This window comes from Balneolales bacterium ANBcel1, from assembly GCA_029688905.1.
GTDB lineage: Bacteria > Bacteroidota > Rhodothermia > Balneolales > Natronogracilivirgulaceae > SLLW01.
The window spans coordinates 230781-247974 of the sequence record JARULB010000005.1 but is presented as its reverse complement, the minus strand read 5'-3'; the positions used below and the strand labels follow the sequence as shown (position 1 = coordinate 247974).

The 17194-nt window shown below is 54.4% G+C and carries 14 protein-coding genes; 4 read left to right on the top strand and 10 right to left on the bottom strand.

Going from position 1 to position 17194, the window contains the following annotated elements:
• Positions 1–50: 50 nt before the first annotated feature.
• Positions 51–470: a secondary thiamine-phosphate synthase enzyme YjbQ gene (locus tag QA596_08785; protein MDG5767556.1), complete on the top strand. Its 420-nt coding sequence runs from the start codon at positions 51–53 to the stop codon at positions 468–470.
• A gap of 24 nt (positions 471–494) precedes the next feature.
• On the opposite strand, the gene QA596_08780 is transcribed toward QA596_08785, so the two are convergent.
• The 5 genes from QA596_08780 to QA596_08760 all read right to left on the bottom strand — a co-directional run bounded on the left by QA596_08780 (position 495) and on the right by QA596_08760 (position 5147).
• On the bottom strand, positions 495–1325 hold the full coding sequence (locus QA596_08780; GenBank protein MDG5767555.1) for a DUF4382 domain-containing protein: 831 nt from the start codon (positions 1323–1325) through the stop codon (positions 495–497).
• An 88-nt stretch (positions 1326–1413) separates the two neighbouring features.
• Entirely contained in the window at positions 1414–2388 is a 975-nt protein-coding gene (locus QA596_08775) for a hypothetical protein (protein MDG5767554.1), read from the bottom strand.
• Between the two features lie 25 nt (positions 2389–2413).
• Positions 2414–3772 (bottom strand): glycogen-binding domain-containing protein, encoded by a 1359-nt coding sequence (locus tag QA596_08770; protein MDG5767553.1) that lies wholly within the window; start codon positions 3770–3772, stop codon positions 2414–2416.
• A gap of 29 nt (positions 3773–3801) precedes the next feature.
• Positions 3802–4593: a glycogen-binding domain-containing protein gene (locus QA596_08765; GenBank protein MDG5767552.1), complete on the bottom strand. Its 792-nt coding sequence runs from the start codon at positions 4591–4593 to the stop codon at positions 3802–3804.
• A complete protein-coding gene (locus tag QA596_08760; protein MDG5767551.1) occupies positions 4590–5147 on the bottom strand; it encodes an RNA polymerase sigma factor in 558 nt (185 codons plus the stop codon). The genes QA596_08765 and QA596_08760 overlap by 4 nt, the downstream gene beginning before the upstream one ends.
• A 168-nt stretch (positions 5148–5315) precedes the next feature.
• Between QA596_08760 and QA596_08755 the strand changes: the two genes are divergently transcribed.
• Both QA596_08755 and QA596_08750 read left to right on the top strand, forming a co-directional pair.
• On the top strand, positions 5316–7394 hold the full coding sequence (locus tag QA596_08755) for a M1 family metallopeptidase (GenBank protein MDG5767550.1): 2079 nt from the start codon (positions 5316–5318) through the stop codon (positions 7392–7394).
• A 367-nt stretch (positions 7395–7761) separates the two neighbouring features.
• On the top strand, positions 7762–8988 hold the full coding sequence (locus QA596_08750; GenBank protein MDG5767549.1) for an AI-2E family transporter: 1227 nt from the start codon (positions 7762–7764) through the stop codon (positions 8986–8988).
• Here QA596_08750 and QA596_08745 read toward each other — a convergent pair.
• The 5 genes from QA596_08745 to rpmH all read right to left on the bottom strand — a co-directional run bounded on the left by QA596_08745 (position 8968) and on the right by rpmH (position 13603).
• Complete coding sequence (locus QA596_08745) at positions 8968–10608, bottom strand: N-acetylmuramoyl-L-alanine amidase (protein ID MDG5767548.1); 1641 nt, start codon at positions 10606–10608, stop codon at positions 8968–8970. The two genes, QA596_08750 and QA596_08745, sit on opposite strands and share 21 nt — an antisense overlap.
• 167 nt (positions 10609–10775) lie before the next feature.
• On the bottom strand, positions 10776–12611 hold the full coding sequence (gene yidC / locus QA596_08740) for a membrane protein insertase YidC (GenBank protein MDG5767547.1): 1836 nt from the start codon (positions 12609–12611) through the stop codon (positions 10776–10778).
• Between the two features lie 12 nt (positions 12612–12623).
• The gene (gene yidD / locus QA596_08735) at positions 12624–12956 is read right to left on the bottom strand and encodes a membrane protein insertion efficiency factor YidD (GenBank protein ID MDG5767546.1); all 333 of its coding nucleotides are present in this window, start codon (positions 12954–12956) and stop codon (positions 12624–12626) included.
• Between the two features lie 88 nt (positions 12957–13044).
• Entirely contained in the window at positions 13045–13464 is a 420-nt protein-coding gene (gene rnpA / locus QA596_08730; GenBank protein MDG5767545.1) for a ribonuclease P protein component, read from the bottom strand.
• A complete protein-coding gene (gene rpmH / locus QA596_08725) occupies positions 13445–13603 on the bottom strand; it encodes a 50S ribosomal protein L34 (GenBank protein ID MDG5767544.1) in 159 nt (52 codons plus the stop codon). The genes rnpA and rpmH overlap by 20 nt, the downstream gene beginning before the upstream one ends.
• A gap of 225 nt (positions 13604–13828) precedes the next feature.
• Between rpmH and secA the strand changes: the two genes are divergently transcribed.
• Positions 13829–17191: a preprotein translocase subunit SecA gene (secA, locus tag QA596_08720; protein MDG5767543.1), complete on the top strand. Its 3363-nt coding sequence runs from the start codon at positions 13829–13831 to the stop codon at positions 17189–17191.
• Positions 17192–17194 lie beyond the last annotated feature (3 nt).

Sequence of the window (17194 nt, the reverse complement as noted above, 5' to 3'; positions counted from 1 at the left end):
CCCATCCCCCCGAAGGGAATTACTATAAAAACCTGATAACCCAAGATCCCATGAAAATTCAAACACATGATATTCACTTTAACACAAAGGGTTTTTCCGATATTCATGACTTGACACAAAAAGTCGCTGTCATTCTGCAGGAGTCGGGTATCGATGAAGGGTTTTGCCACATATTCGCAGTCGGGTCGACGGCTTCCATTTCCACGATGGAGTTCGAGCCGGCGCTGGTGAGGGATATCAAGGAGAAACTGGAGGATTTCGCATCGGAAAAAATGCATTCCCACCACTCACAGACTTGGGGCGATGACAACGGATTCTCCCATATCCGGTCAACGTTTATGGGACCGGGGATCACAGTGCCGGTTCGTGATGGGCGGTGCATTCTCGGCACCTGGCAGCAAATTATTCTTCTCGACCACGACAACCGTCCACGCGATCGGCACGTCGTGGTTCAGGTGGTCGGGAACTGATCAGGGGAATGTTAAGAACGGTTCTTACAATTCAATGGTGCCAAGCTCCTTGACTTCACCAGCGGTGACTTCAACATCAGAGATTTCAGTTGCTTCAAAATCCTGGGCAACGGGCTCAATGGTTACGGTGTAGGTGCCAGCCAGAAGGCCTAGAAGCCGGAACTCACCGGTGTTTTCTTCACTCCTTGTGATTGACACGGTGTCTTCCCCGGCAATGGCGTAAACCCAGGGGTCCGATTCGGCCGGTGTGACGGTACCGCTGATGATGCCGGTTTCGCTCTGGCTGTATGCCCGGATGACAGGCTTCAACAGATAGGGGTTTTCGTGTTGACCGCGTCCACGCTTGACTACAGAGCGGGCTACATCAAAATCAAGGTGCAGAGAGTAGGTCATGCCTTCCCGGATTTCCGCGTCGACGTAGAGTTTCAGGCCGGTCTGTTGCTGTGACGGTGTCTTCAGTGGATAGGTTTCGTCATCGACAACTAGCGTGTTGTTATCGCCAAGTATCAGGCGTATTTGCCGGTAGGTGCCTTCATCAAGTTCGGCTTCACCCAGGAGCACCTGGGCTCCGTTCACCAGTTCCAGTAGATTGAACTGTTCCTGTGGCTCACTGATGACAATCCAACCGGTTCCTTCATCCATCTGATTGTTTACTTCCACTCTCTGGACATCAATCCACAGTTCCTGGTAGTTGCCGGGGTTGTCGTGCATCAGCACTTCCAGTGTTCCTTTTCCGGCCGATGTTCCTGTTGAAGAATCGTCACATGAGGCTACCGCAAATATCAAAACGAGTGAAAATGCAGCGTACATGGAAAAGACAGAAAAAGTGCGAGTGGGCGTAATCGGGGTTTTCATAGTGTCGCCTGATTTAATTAATGATAACGATTTTTTGAAGTCGGACGTAAGACGGCCAAAGTTCGAAAAGGTTACATTTTTTTATTGACTACATATCATCAGGTGGGCCTCCGTTTCCCGGAGGGACATCAGGACGCCTTCCCCGGCCGCGGCCACCTTCACCTCTGCCTTCAAGTCCGGGCGGGGTGAATCCGGGAGGCCCCCCGCCGACATTGCCCTTGAAGATATTATCAAGTATATGGTCGGCCGGTATGCCCCGTTGCATTTGCTGTTCCATGCCTCTTGCAATGTTTTCGACGGGCAACTGGCTTCTGAATTGCGCGGAGTGAAACGCGTCCGGCAGTTGCTGTATCTGGCCCGGACTGAAACCTGCATTCAGCGCACGTATCAACAGTCGGCTTCTTGTTTCCGGTTGATCCTGCGGGGCGGGCAGGTCCGGAAGTGTGCGAATAGCCGACGCGATGGAACCCATCCCGCTTCGTTCGGTCGTTCTTGCTGCAATCATCTCATCAAGAAACTCGCGCAGATACTCTCCGTTTTGCTCATGCTGAAGAGCATAGGAGGTGTTCTCTATAAGCTGCCGGCGAAAATCATCCATGGCATTGCTCATCTCCCGGTTGCCCCGCCCTCTTTCCACCAGGGCATGCACTTCACTTCGTTCCAGCCAGGGATCAACCAGGTCCGCGGAACGTATCATACCGCGGGACATATCCTCAAGTACCTGCTGAATGGAGTGGGTGGGAACCCGTTTTGCCAAACCTTCCATGGATTTCTGTATGACCGCCTGATAGGGCAGGTTCCGTTCAGCCAGCTGGATTGGAGGTTCGGTTAGCCGGGCCAGGTCCGATGGATCCAAACCACGATTCTGAGCCCGCTCAAGAAGAATATCCAACTGTCCGGCTTCGATGCCGGCTTCGACCCCGCGATCAAGAATTTGCTGATAGGCATGGTCAGGCTGCGCCTGTACCCCGGCTGATATCGCAATCAGAAAACTGCAAAACAGCGACACCACAAAAGGCCGGAGCGCCGGTAAATGTCCGAAGGCATTGTAGTTTTTATTCATAACCTTTGTCATATGTTCCTCATGCTCAGTAATCGATGAAAATCATTCCATTGGTACCTCCAAAGCCGTCCTGAACGGTTGGAGTTTGTTCCGGCAGTTCCACCCATTCCAGCCGGTCACTGGTGCGCCTGCCAATTTTATACTCATAGGCCCCCGGTGGAAGGTCCAGCCGGGTGCTGTATCGATTCCGGCCCGTCCTGCGAAGAGGAATGCCGGGATCCTCCCAGTCGTTGAAACTACCTGTAAGGTACAGGACCTGCTCCCCCCGGTAGCGTACTGTTAAAACGGTCTCGTCCCTGTTTGACGTTTCCCAGGTCAATGTGCGAAGCGTACCGCGGGCCGGTCGCCGAATGGAAAACGGTACCCGAACACCGGCGGATGCGTGATAGTCGGCTTTGGCCCGGTGATCCTCACTGGTAAACCAGAACAATCCTGAAACAGTACCGATCATGATTATCTGGTTGCCGAGGGGCCAGGTAACCTGTAATGTTGTGCGGTGAATGCGATCTGATAATGTAATGGTTTCTTCGGCAGTCGGGTCGTTGCCGGAAAAATCGAAAAAGGAGTGCCCCTGAATAACCGGGGTGTCGGTTGAGGTAGCTGCATGGGTGGGGTAAATGGGCTCAGAACCGGAGAGCCCGGATTGAAAGTTGGTATTGGGTGACGCAGTACCGCTCCCGGCCGCATCCTGAAATTCCGTTGAGTATTGCTCAAGCCCGGTTTGAAGCAGGAACATGGCTCCATTTCCCGTGAATCTTGATACGGAGAAAGAGGTGGAGAACCCATCCCCCGGGTTGGTGATATGGGCCGGGCTGCTGCGGAAGTCTGTTCGCAGGCGCCACCGGAATCCCGGCCAGTATTCAAGACCGATGCCGTAAAAATCGTATCGGCTGGACTGGTCCGTGTCGAGGCCGGGTACCATGAAACTGCGCCGGGCGGATCCGCCGGTCACCTCCATCTTTGTAAATGGATTGAAGAACCACTCTGCTTCTGCCTGGAGCCACTGCATGTTACGGGTTTGGGAGTAATACTGCTGTGATGCCGAGTAGACATGCAGGCCGCCGGAACCGGCGAGTGAAAACCCTGAGGAAACGCGCTGGCGAAATCTGGTGGACAGCAGTACGGAAGCACGGTCGGGGTGATCCCCTGTCAGGTGAATGAGCTGACCTGCCGCGTTGATGGATAGGCTGCGCCCGGCGCTTGTAAGCAGCAGGTATCCTGCAGGTCTCAGGGAGGTGAAACCCATGGGTTCGGTGCGGCTCCAGTCAGCCATCTGCGGTACCAGATAAAGGTTGGTGGAATAGCCTCCATGCGCAGACAGGGTCAGACCGGTTTCCAACCGCTGAGCCGCAGACAGTGACGATATGAGTATCAGTCCGCTCATGAGGGCTATTCCTGTTAGCAAGTGCTTCATTACAGATGAATGATGGCGTTTCGGTTTCCAAAGCCGTCTTCAACATGTCGATGCGCCAGCGGGTCGGTGGTCCAAAGTTCGCCGTCCTTGATAAACATGTATCGGTGTTCGCCTCTGGTCAATGGCACGATACCGGTCCAGACATGATCACCGTTGACCACCTGCCGGCTTAAGGGTATCGGTTCCCAGTCGCTGAAATCACCGGCCACCTCAATCGATTCGGCTTCGTTATCCAGATAAACGAAACGAATCATAACCCGGTCGGTGGTCTGCTCCACGATTTGGAGGGTGGGGTTTTCCTGTGTTGACGGGGTATCCGTGGTCGTCAACAGGAAAAAGGGCGCCGTAATGGCGACCAGCAGCAGGGCGGCGATTCCGGCTGACCATGCCGGCCGCCACTCGATGGTACGCGGGTGAAACAGCCAGTTCAGCAGGGCGTTTTTCCGGTGTGCCCCGATTTTCTGTGCTGTTCCGGTTTTCGCCCCGGCTTCTGTCGGCTGGACCCGGCGGGACGGCTTTTTGCCGGACTCCAACTTGGAAATAGAGTCCATAACCCCTTCAAAAAACTGCTCTGGGACCGGTGGTATGCTGCCCGCTTCCGGTTCGAAAGTGTCCGGGTGCGAGGGGGCGTCTGCTTCGCCGGACAACCCCTGCCTCAGCTGCAGATCAAATTTGAGCATGGATCGCATTTCCGGGTCATCGGCTATCAGGTGAAGGGCAATGCGTTCCTCTTCTTCGGAAAGTTCACCGTCAAGATAGCGCTGCAGCCATTGTTCATTGTCTGTGCTCATATCTTCTGCTCCAAAAATTGTTTCAGTTCCTTCCTGGCACGGTGCACTCTTACCTTCAGCGCCCCGACAGGAACATCAAGTGCTTCTGATATCGCCTGGTATGACATGCCATCCCGGTATTTCATTAAAAGCGGTACCGACTGATGCTCACCCATGCGGCCGATGGCTTTCCAAAGCCTGTTCAGGGAGTTGTCCGGAAATTCATCCGGACCGGGCTCCGTGCTTTCCAGATGCCGTGAATGATCATGGGGCAACTCCATGTAGTGCCGGTTGTGACGGTTTTCCCACCTTTTCTTGTCAATACAGTGATTTCTGGCCAGTCCATACACCCAGCTGGAGAAAGCCGAGCGGTTTTCAAATGATTCCAGTTGTTCATATACTTTCACGAAAATCTCATGAGCTGTTTCGGCCATTTGTTCCGGGTCCGGCATAAAGCGTTGCGCCACATGAAAAACAAGTGTGTGGTGCCGTTCCATCAGCAGGCGGAACAACTCCTTCTCCCCGCCAAGAACGCGGGTTACCAGGTCAAAATCCGACAGGTTTTTCGAATGCATGTTTATATCTCTATTGCCCGAAACCTGACTATATAAGTGTATATTTCGCCACACCGGTTCGCTAAAAATCGAATGTATGACGATGAGGTTCGGAAAAAGTTACAAGTCCGTGCAGATTTTTATTACTATTTTCAAAGTGAACTTGTTAATCGTTACAATTATAATGCCATGTCAGTCAGATATATTTTTGTTATAGTCGTCACATTCGCATGCATCCTCTTTGTTACATCCTGTGCCCCTGACCCGGTAGTTTCACTGGAGAACGGGTCCGTCGAAATGGTATCCGACACGCAGGTATGGCAACAGCAACGACCGCTTCCCAGGGAAATCAAGCCGCCGGATGGATTTCTGAAATCCGTGGATGAAGGCATTCGCACCGGCGACGGACGCCCCGGCGAACAGTATTGGCAGCAGTTCGCGCAGTACGATATCGACGCGACCCTCATCCCGGTGGATCGTCAGCTTGCTGCTACGGTGCGTATCACCTACCACAACAATTCGCCGGATACCCTGCGGCGGCTGCAGCTCGAAATGGTTCAGAACCTGCATGCCGAAGGAGTAAGGCGGAATCGCCCTGTGGAAGTCACGGGCGGCGTTAGCATCCGCCAAGTCTCGGTTGGCGGCATGGAACTGACGGACGAGCCGGATCGTGATTCTTTCTATGCTGTTCAGGGTACCCGGATGGTTCTGCACCCACCGGCGAAGTTGGTGCCCGGTGAATTCGTGGATATTGAAATCGCCTATGATTTCAGCATACCGCAGCAGGGCGCCGGGGGGCGCATGGGCTACAGTGGGGACAACCTATATTATCTTGGATACTGGTATCCCCAAATGGTGGTCTATGATGATGTGGTGGGATGGCACCCGGACTCCTATCTGGGACAGGCTGAATTTTATCATGGCTTCGCCGATTACAAGCTGACTATCCGGGCCCCGGAGGAATGGCTGGTTATGGCGACCGGAGAGCTGCAGAACGCCAATGAAGTACTGGCTCCCGATGTGTATCGGCGATGGCGGGAAGCCGGGCGGAGTGACGAACCCGTAAGGGTGTTTTCGGCCGGTTCAGGAAGGCTGCCGACCCTGCGCGGGGTGCCCGGACGAACCCGCTATGCGCGCGATTCCGCCGGCGGGGAAATTTCATGGGTGGAGGAAACCGGCGACGAGGGAGCCGAAAGATATCTTGCGTGGCGATTCTCGGCGGAGAATGTCCGCGATGTGGCCTTCAGCGCCACAAAAGCGTCGAACTGGGATGCCGCTCGTACGGCGGTAGGCGATCTTACCGGCGACGGTGAAACCGACTATACCCTGATCAACAGCTTCTGGCGGGAGGAAGCGCCTCTGTGGACCGAGGTGGTCGCTTACCAGCAACACGCCATCACGTTTCTGTCGGAAATGACCGGATTCCCCTATCCCTGGCCGCACATGACCGCCGTGGAAGGCGCCGGTATCATCGGGGGAGGCATGGAGTATCCGATGATGACGCTGATGGGCGACTATAACCAGCGCGGTGCCGAAGCACTCTATTCGGTCACGGCCCACGAATTGGCGCACATGTGGGTACCGCTCATCGTCAGTACCGACGAGCGGCGTTACAGCTGGCTGGATGAAGGGAACACGGTGTTCAGCACCGCCGAGGCGGTAGGTGACTTCCTGCCGGAACGCCGGCAGCATCGCCAGTCGCAAAACGCGTATATCCGTGCAGCCCGGAGAGGCGATGAGGGTCCCATCATGCGTAGATCCGATTTCCACTATACCACCGCGCACTTCCGAATGGCTTCCTACCAAAAACCCGCTGCCGTACTTGTAGCTCTGCGAAAAGTGCTCGGTGATGATCTGTTTGAGGAGGCGTATCAGACCTTTATCAACGACTGGGCTTTCAAACAGGCGTATCCATGGGATTTTTTCCGGACGATCGAACGCGTCAGCGGCCGTGATCTGGACTGGTTCTGGTATAGCTGGTATTATGAAACCTGGGTGTTGAACCAGGCCATCGACCAGGTACATGAAACCACGGACGGCACCCGAATTGTGATTCGCGATGAGGGCGAGGTGCCCATGCCGGTTTACCTTACGGTGACCTCCGAAGAGGGGCAGACCAGGCGTACCATCCCGGAAACCGTCTGGCTGGAAGGCCGCCGTTCAACGGAAATCACCATCCCTGAGCGTAATGTGACCCGGGTGGTGATTGATGCCGAGCGTGCCCTGCCCGATATCAACCGGCAGAATGCCGTTTGGGAGCGCCCGTGATCGTGATATGCACGGGTCTGTTCGGCCGGTAATCCGGAATGTTAACCCGGCAGTCCATGCCGAATGCCGGGAGCGGCCGGGCTATTTGTTCAGTATTGTTTGTTTGTATATTGTGACTGGCTGCGCCAAATGCTGTGGCCGGCCTTGCGGTTTTTTGGTGGCCGCCCGATTGGAATGATGTATCCGGTGGGTCTGGTTAACACTATAAGCGCAAGCGTGTTTATTCGATCCGGCATCAGATCCGGCGCCGGCCGGGAACGTGCATTATCTGCATCTGAAGTGTGTGGTCATGTGCGATTCTTCGCCGCGGCACACACCCTCTTGAATACGGCAGCGATCAATAGAAACTCCAAAAACCCATAGCGTAGTGAATAGCAGCGTTGAACTTCCCTGGTACGCAAAACTGACGTTTATTCTGGGCGCACTTACGCTGATTGTCTTTTTCCTCATTCAGGCCAGTTCGATACTGATCCCTTTCCTCTTTGCTGTTTTCTTTGCCATCCTGCTCACCCCGCTCTCCTCGTTTCTTGAGAAATACCGCATTCACCGGGTCTTTTCCTCCCTGTTGAGCCTGTTTATCGGCATCACCTTTCTTTCGGGCGTTATCTTTTTCTTTTACAACCAGATCGTCAATTTCGCGCAGGATCTGGGAATGATCGAGGAGCGTATCAACGAGCTGTTCGAACAGTTCTCCGGGTTTTTCAACGTCTATCTGGATGTCGAGCCCGATGCCCAGCTGGAGTCGGCTCAGGATGCTATTATTTCGTTCCTGAGGGATAATGTGGAGCCGCTTACACGGGGCGTGATGACAGCCGCCACGACCCTCACCATGTTCTTCCTGATCCCGATTTATGTCTTCCTGCTGCTGATGTACCGCGATTTTCTGAAGGACTTCTTCTTGATGGTCTTTTCCAGAAGCAGCCGGAACCAGAAAGTGGAACTGGTTCTGAACAAAGTCAGAAGCGTGGTTCAAAATTACATCACCGGAATGTTCATCGTCATCTGCATCCTGGCGGTGCTGAACAGCCTGGCACTTACCATTATTGGTGTCGACCACCCCCTGTTTTTCGGTGTTTTTGCGGCAATTTTGAATGTCATTCCGTTTCTCGGACCAATAATCGGCTCGATTCTCCCGATTGTCTACTCACTGCTTACGATGGATTCGCTCTGGTACCCCGTGGCGGTGCTGGCTACGTTCTATGTGATTCAGCTGTTTGAAAGTAATCTGTTTACACCCATGATTGTGGGGCAGCGCGTAAGCCTGAACCCGCTTGTCACGCTTCTGGCTATTTTTATCGGTGGACAGATTTGGGGGCTTGCCGGGATGATCCTCTTCATTCCGGGCCTGGCCATGCTCAAGGAGGTGTTTGATGAGGTCGACTCCATGAGGCCGTACGGCTTTCTGCTTGGAAAAGTGAAGACCAGAGAGCAGACGGAGAAGGAGTATTTCTCGGGCAGGTTTCCCGGTTTCAGCAAGGCAGAGAGTCCGGAGGATGACGGGGAGGCCGGCCGCGAAGGGGAAGGCAATGGTCGGAAAGCCGGAAAAAAGAGTGATGGAAAGGGCCGCACCCGATCAAGGGAGAAATCCAGGTAGTAAGGGGAAGAATGCCGCCGGTTTTCCATGTTCCCGGAAGAAACGCATCAGCGCCAAAGTCAACTGTTCCGCGATCTGATCCTGAAAATCCGGATCCAGCAGTTTCATCTCGTCTTCCGGATGGGACAAAAAGGCCGTTTCCACCAATACATTCGGCATTGCCGTCATGGCATTGAGGGTGAAATTGAAATTTCCAATCAGTCCGAAATTATGCAACGGCAACTCCGTCATGTGGCTGTGGATGGCCTGGGCGAACGGACGGAACTCCCGGTACCGGTAATAGGTGCTGGTACCGCGAATATTCAGCGGATCGACAGCATAGCTCACGGAGTTGGCATGGATGCTTAAGAGTACATCGGCGTCGGATGCGAGCAGCCGGTCGATGCGCTGCGGCATGCCGGCAACAGTGTCTTCACTGCGGGTCATTACCACGCTTGCGCCGTTACGCTCCAGGTTACGCTGGATGCGCTTGGATATTTCCAGTGCCACATCTTTCTCCAATGCGCCGGTGGCACCCCTGGCACCGAAGTTGCTGCCGCCATGCCCTGGATCGATGGCGATTGTGCGGCCTTCAAGGGGGGTGTCCGGCAGCACCGGTCCGGGCGGCCGGCGAATGCCAATCCGAAGTGTCTGCCCGATACCGTAGCCGGCATGAAACCCCCAGTGCAGGTCATGTGCCAGGACGATGCGAAGGCGCGCATGTCCATCGCCCATATCCGTCAGTTGAATATCCAGGATGGCTTCGTTGCCCCCCGGCTCGCTCAGCGCCCGGCTGACATCCGCCTCTGTACCGAAAATATCGACTTCAATGGCATTCGGGTTAGTCTGCATGGTTGCGATCCAGGGGAGGCGTGCACCGACAGTAAGCGATACGACATCGGTTCGATCGTCACTGGTCAGTGAGACCGATCCGGTGCTGGGCCGGGGCATCGGCGGGGCGTCGTGAAGAATCCGGACGAACCTAACCGGGATATACACCTTTCGCCGATCCGAGAGGCGGATCCGATAGAAGCCTCCCTGCCGGGCGGTGATTTCCAGCAGAATCCCCTCATCCAGGTAGCCGACGATCCGGCCGCCTAGCCTGTCCCGGTCGGAGCCGGAAGTTACAAAGGCGTGCTTGCCCACTACTTCTGCCGCTTTGGATTCATCAAACAGGTGAACAGGATCAGCCGGCAGCGACTCCGGTACAGAATCAGCCGGCTTGTCGCGATAAAAATGGAATTCATGCAAGAGGGTGTCGCCTTCCGGAGTTACAGCCTGGACGGTTGGCCGGGAGTACCCTGTCGGCAATTCGATGATTCCTGCGAAAGCGCCGCTGGGAAAAACCCTGGCTTCTGTCCCGTCGATGGTGACACGGTTGGCCGGATGCGTATTGCCTGCAACACGATGCCGGCTTTGGTTTACACGAATGGAATCCGTTTCCGGAATGACAATTTCCAGACGGCTGGAGGATGACGCGCTTCCCGGGCTTCCGTCCGGTATCGAAGCGGCAGGGTTGACGGAATCGCTGTCTGCCCCGGAAAAAGGTGCCGTACTGTGCAGGTGGGTCAGCGCATAGGTAAACAGCGCAAATACGAGCACGGCGAACACGGGGTATGGCGGGCGATCGGAATAAAACATCGATAGTAAAAAAACTGGTCCATTGCATGACAGGCGGAAAGTTCGGGCCGTCTGTATCCGGTATATTACCGCACTCTCACCGGGTATAAGCCGAGCAAGATACGTGTATTCCGCCGGGCATGGTTTGGCCCGCCCGCTCGCTCCAGAAAACGCAAAAAACGTGCCGTTTAGTTTGACTGCTTGTTTTTCTCTTTCCGTGCTCGTTTTTCCTCAAGCAGCTTTTCCCGCCGCATTTCCTTGGCTTTTTTCTTGTCGACGGATTCCATCAGCTTCACATGATCCATCTTCTTGTTGATCAGCATCTGTTGTGCGATGGAGAGGGCGTTATAGACCAGGTAGTAGAGGCTGAGCCCGGAAGAGAGCCGGTTGAAAATGACCAGCAGCATCACGGGGAGCACGTACTGCATCATTTTGAGGGCCGGATTGGGGGCGGTATTGCCCTGGCCCGAGACTTTCATCTGAATGACCATGGTAGCGGTCATCAGCAGTACGAAACCGGCGATGTGGCTGCCCATCATGGGAATGGTGAAAGGCAGGTTTATCAGAATATCGGGGGCGGAGAGGTCACTGGCCCAGAGGAACGACTCCTGACGCACCTCGATGGCATTCTGGAAGAAACGCCAGAAGGTAATGAGTACCGGTATCTGAAGCAGGTTCGGCAGACAGCTGCCCAGGGGATTCACCTTCGCGGTTTTGAACAGCTTCATGGTGGCCTGCTGCTGCTTCTGCGGGTCATCCTTGTACTTCTCCTTGATGGCTTCCATTTCGGGCTGAAGTTCCCGCATGGCGGCCATGCTCTCGAAGCTCTTCTTGGTAAGCGGATAGAGTACGATCTTTACCAGAACGGCAAACAGGATGATAGTGACACCCATGTTTCCGGTAAGATCTCCCACGAAAGCAAAGAACGGCAGGATGATATATTTGACGAACGGGTCGGAAAACCAGCGCATGAAACCGAAACCGGTGTCGACCATATCGTACGCCTTGGGGTCGAAATCGCGGAGGCGGTAGTATTCGAGCGGACCCAAATACAGCTGATAATTATAGGATGCAACGTCAGATACGCGGGTCCGGAGCGCCGTATTGTAGTCGTGAATCATCAGCCCGTTATCCGGGTCCATCGTCAGTTGCGCGCTTAAAATAGCCCCGTCGGTAGTCTCATGGGCCTTGATGATCTGGGTGAAAAACTTGGATTTACTGGCGACCCAGTCCACATTCCCTGTAATGATGCTTTCCGAATAGCCTTCATCCGAGGGCTGAAACTCCTCAAGGACACCGCCGGCATAGCTGTAGGCGGAGGTGTACTGGGCTTCGGAAGCGACGTCGCGTTCGGTCGGCGGTATGGCGGGTTTCCAGGCCAGCTCGAAACTGCGACCGCTGATCAGGTGCTCCACACCTTCAAAGGAGACGCTCTTGAGTATTTGGTAACTGTCTCCGTAGATGGTGTAGGTATAGATGACGCGGCTGCCGTCTTCCAGCTCAAACTCGTACTGAAGCGTGGCGTTCTCGTCCTCACCGAGAACAACCCTGGGCTGATACGAGACCGGACGGAACAGCAGGTTGTCGGTCTCGATATTGTAGTTTTCCGTGGATAAAAACTCCAGCGAGTAGGCCGATCGGGTGGTATCGGATATCAGCTGCACATTTCCGCCGTCCCAGCGGTTATGTTTTTTCAGGTGGAAGCTCGCCGGTCCGCCGCCGGCATTGGTAAAACGAGCCCGAAACAGCGGAGTTTCTACCCAGGTGGCAAGGGTGTCGGTAACATCGGTATAACCGAACACACCCATGGATGGACGATCTTCATCGGGGCGTGCCTCATCATCGTCCGCGAAATCCTCCAGGATCTGAGTTTCGGGACGTTCAAAATCCTCAGGAACCGTATCTCGTGCCAGACGCTCCTGGCGTTGTCGTTCCAGCTCCTCCTGTGAGGGCATCGTATAGTACATCCAGGCAAGCATGAGCCCGAATATGAGGATAAATCCGATAACGGTATTACGATCCAAAATAGTAGCCTTTTAATAGTCTTTGTAGGTGTGGGCACCTGCGGAGTGCATTGCGGGACGGGAGGACGGTTCCGATGCCGGATGATTGTCACGGTGATCGCTATGGAGGTGATCGTCCGTGCAGCAGTCCCGTGAGCCGGGAACAGGATCTTCACCGCCATCGCTGAAGGGGTTGCATCGAAGTATGCGCCAAACGGCCAGGGCTGTGCCTTTGAATACACCATGAATCCGCAGGGCGTCTATGGCGTAGTTGCTGCAGGTCGGATAGTATCGGCAGCTTGTGGGAAAATACGGTGAAATGAAAAACTGGTAGCCCCTGACCAGAAGAATAAACAGTTTTCTCATGAGCGGGATCCTCTGGTTATGGCCGGGGAACAGAGATCTGCGGTTGACAGGCACGAAACGGGTTGACCCAGGCTATGCAACGTGTTCTTCATGAGCCGCTACCTCTGGAATTGGAGTATCTTTCAGAAACGGCGGCAAGCAGGCGAACGCACTCCTGCTCAACCTGATGAAAGGGCGTCGAAGTGGATTTTGCAATAAAAATCCCGTGAAAACCGATAGCCTCGGATTCCGTCAGATCGCGTATCAGAAATTGATTCAGCCGGAAAGCTTCCCTCATACGGCGTTTGATCGCGTTGCGTTCGTGTGCTTTGCCAATACGTTTTCCTGCAATGAATCCGACCAGGCACTCTTTCGGACGGTCATCAAAAAAAAGGTAGCGCATGTCAATGTGCCGTTCCCTTACGACATTGCCTGTCCTGAAAAGATGCTGAATCGAATCACGCCCGCGCAGAATGTGCGAACGGGGTAAAACATACTTCCGCCGGTCATTACTTGCGGAATCCTTCATCACTTACGGTCAGCCGTTTACGGCCCTTGGCCCGGCGGCGTTTGAGTACTTTCTGCCCGTCGGCCGTTTCCATGCGGGAGCGGAAACCGTGCTTGTTGGCCCGGCTGCGACGGCTTGGTTGATAGGTTCTTTTAGGCATTTCGTTGCAGTGGTTTAAATATTGTCGATTTTACAAAGACCCTAAAAATACAAGATTTTTTTAAGAAACAGAACCATGAAATACAGGCTATTTTGGTTTTTTATTCGTTGAGGTAACAAAACGCAGGAGACAGGGCAGTGCGGAAAGCATGAGTTGAACGAACCTTGATTTAGCCGTACTTTTACAGATTGTATAATAATACATTAAAAAAGCCAGAAGGCTGTTATGATAGACAAGATTTTTGCCGGCATTTCGAAAATAATGGGCTCCAAAAGTGAGCGCGACATCAAAAAAATCCAGCCGATCGTTGACGAGATCAAATCGTATGAGGACGAGGTCAAGGCGTTAAGCGATGAGGAGCTGAAAGCGAAGACCGAATCGTTCAAACAGGAGATCAGAGAGGCGACGGCCGCGACGCAGAAAAAAATTGATGAACTGAAAGCGGAACTGGAGTCCATCCATACCGGGGAGTCGGAAGACATCGATCGTCGAAACGAGCTCGAAACCGAACTGGAAGAACTGGACAAGGAGTGGCTCGAAATCGCCGATGAGGTGCTCGATGACATCCTCCCGGAGGCATTTGCCGTCCTGAAAGACACCTGCCGCCGGTTTGTGGGGAAAAGCTGGAAAGTGGCCGGCACCGAAACCGAATGGAACATGATCCCCTACGACGTCCAGTTGATCGGAGCCGTGACGCTCCACCAGGGGAAAATCGCGGAAATGAAAACCGGGGAAGGTAAAACCCTGGTTGCCATCTTCCCGACCTATCTCAACGCCCTGGTCGAGCGGGGCGTCCACATCGTCACCGTCAACACCTACCTGGCGCAGCGGGATGCCGAGTGGAACGAACCCATTTTCAATTTTCACGGACTCAAGGTGGACTGCGTAGACCGGTACGACCCCAATACCGAAGCGCGCAGGAACGCTTATCGGGCCGACATCACCTATGGTACCAACAACGAATTCGGCTTCGACTACCTGCGCGACAATATGGTCATCAACAAAGATCAGCTGGTGCAGCGCGGCCACCATTTCGCCATCGTCGATGAGGTGGACTCCGTTCTTATTGATGAGGCGCGTACACCGCTCATCATCTCGGGCCCGGTTCCACAGGACAATCAGAACCAGAAGTACTCCGAATTCAAGCCACGCGTGCAGAAGCTGGTCGAAGCGCAGAAAAAGCTGATCGCAAAATTCCTGCACGAAGCCGAACAGGCGTATGAAAAGGGGGATCACGAAGCGGCCGGACTTGCCCTGTTCCGGGCACGGCGCGGCTTCCCCAAGAGCAAGAAGTTCCAGAAAATGATGCAGGAACCGGCACTGCAGAAATTGACCCAGCAGACCGAATACCTCTACCTGCAGGATCAGGGCAAGAACATGCATATTGTCGATGAGGCCATGTATTATGCCGTCGACATGAAACAGAACACCATTGAGCTCACAGAGATGGGACGTGAGCTCATCACGCCCTCGAATGAAGACCCCGAGTTTTTCGTGATCCCGGATATGGGAATGGAGACCTCGGTTATTGAAGAGGAGCTGGAAAACAAAGAGCGCGAGAATGTTGCGGAAATTGAGAACAACCCGGAGTTCAGCGACGAATACAAACAGAAGCAGATCGAGAAGGTCCGGGAGGAGGTCAAGAAGGAGCGGTCTGACCGCATGTCGGAGCTCTACCGCATTTTCTCCGAACGCAGCGAACGGATCCACTCCGTCAACCAGCTTCTGAAAGCGTACACGCTCTTTGAACGTGATGATGAGTACATCGTCTCCGAAGGAAAAGTGCAGATTGTGGATGAGCACACCGGACGCGTTCTCTCGGGACGGCGCTATTCCGACGGGCTCCATCAGGCCATCGAGGCCAAGGAAGAGGTGAAGGTTGAGGCCGCCACACAGACCTACGCGACCATCACCCTGCAGAACTACTTCCGGATGTATCACAAACTGGCAGGGATGACCGGTACGGCCGTAACCGAAGAGGGTGAATTCTTCGAAATTTACAAGCTGGAAGTGATCGAAATCCCGACCAACGTGCCGGTACAGCGGGATGACCGGGAAGACCTGGTGTTTCGGACCAAACGCGAGCGTTACAACGCCGTTGTGAATAGAATCCACGAATACAACGAGCTTGGCCAGCCTGTGCTTGTCGGAACCACGAGTGTGGAGGTTTCGGAGATGCTCAGCCGAATGCTCAAACGATCGGGTATCCGACATAATGTATTGAACGCCAAACAGCACAAGAGCGAAAGTGAGATTGTGCGTGAAGCGGGCCAGAAGGGCTCGGTGACCATCGCCACCAACATGGCGGGCCGTGGTACGGATATCAAACTGGGCGAGGGTGTCCGCGATCTGGGCGGCCTGGCGATAGTTGGTACCGAACGGCACGAGTCGCGGCGTATCGACCTCCAGCTGCGGGGACGCGCGGGGCGCCAGGGTGACCCCGGCGAATCGCAGTTCTACGTCTCGCTGGAAGACGACCTGATGAAGCTTTTCGGATCAGACCGTGTGGCCAATGTGATGGATCGCCTGAAGTTCGAGGAGGGGGAGGTGATCCAGCACCCATGGGTGTCGAAATCGCTGGAAAGAGCCCAGAAAAAAGTCGAGCAAAACAACTTCAGCATCCGGAAACGCCAGCTTGAGTACGATGATGTGCTTAACAACCAGCGGAACGTGATTTACGGTTACCGCCGGAAAGCACTGCTCGGAGACGGCCTCAGCAGCATGCTGCTGAATATGCTGGAGGATATGATCACCGCCATAGTAAACGAACTTTACAAGGAGGGCGATTACGACGGCATACGAGAGCGAATGCTGCGTCTGCTGGCGGTCGACATCGAGGTTGATCGCGAAAGATGGTCAAGCCTGCGGGAAGACGGGGTAGTTGACCTGATCTTCGATGAGGCGGTCAAAACCTATCAGAATAAAGAGAAGCGATTGACCGCTCCGTTTTATAATGTGATAAAACAGGTTCATGAGTCGGATGCCGAAAATAAGCCAACCAACGTGCAGATTCTGTTTTCCGATGGGGTAAAACGGATGCGTGTGGTCGTGAACATCGAAGAGGCGATGAAGAATGAAGGCCGGGAAGTGGTGCGGGCGCTGGAGCGGTCGGCCGTGCTCTCGGTTATTGACGAGAAGTGGATGGAGCATCTTCGCGACCTTGATACGGTGAAGGAGGGAATCGGGCTTCGCGCTTTTGGCCAGAAAGACCCGCTGCTGGAGTACAAACGCGAGGCGTTCAACATGTTTTCCCAGCTGCTGGAGGACGTCAACAACGATGTGGTGTCACTCGTCTGGAGAGCTGTTCCCGAAGTAGCAGCCGATCCGTCCCAAATGAAACAGGCCCGACAGCCTGCCAAAAGCCGTGTGGACATGGACAAGCTGAAAACACAGCACGATTCGGCGGTCAATATGGGATTGCGGTTTGGCGGCGGCCAGGACGGCGGCGCGGCCCAGCGTGCGGCAGCAGCGGCAGGCAGAGGCGAAAAAGTAAAGCGCCAGCCCGTGGTGGTCGAAGACAAGGTTGGGCGGAACGATCCTTGCCCGTGCGGATCCGGCAAAAAGTACAAAAACTGCCACGGCCGGTAAGTG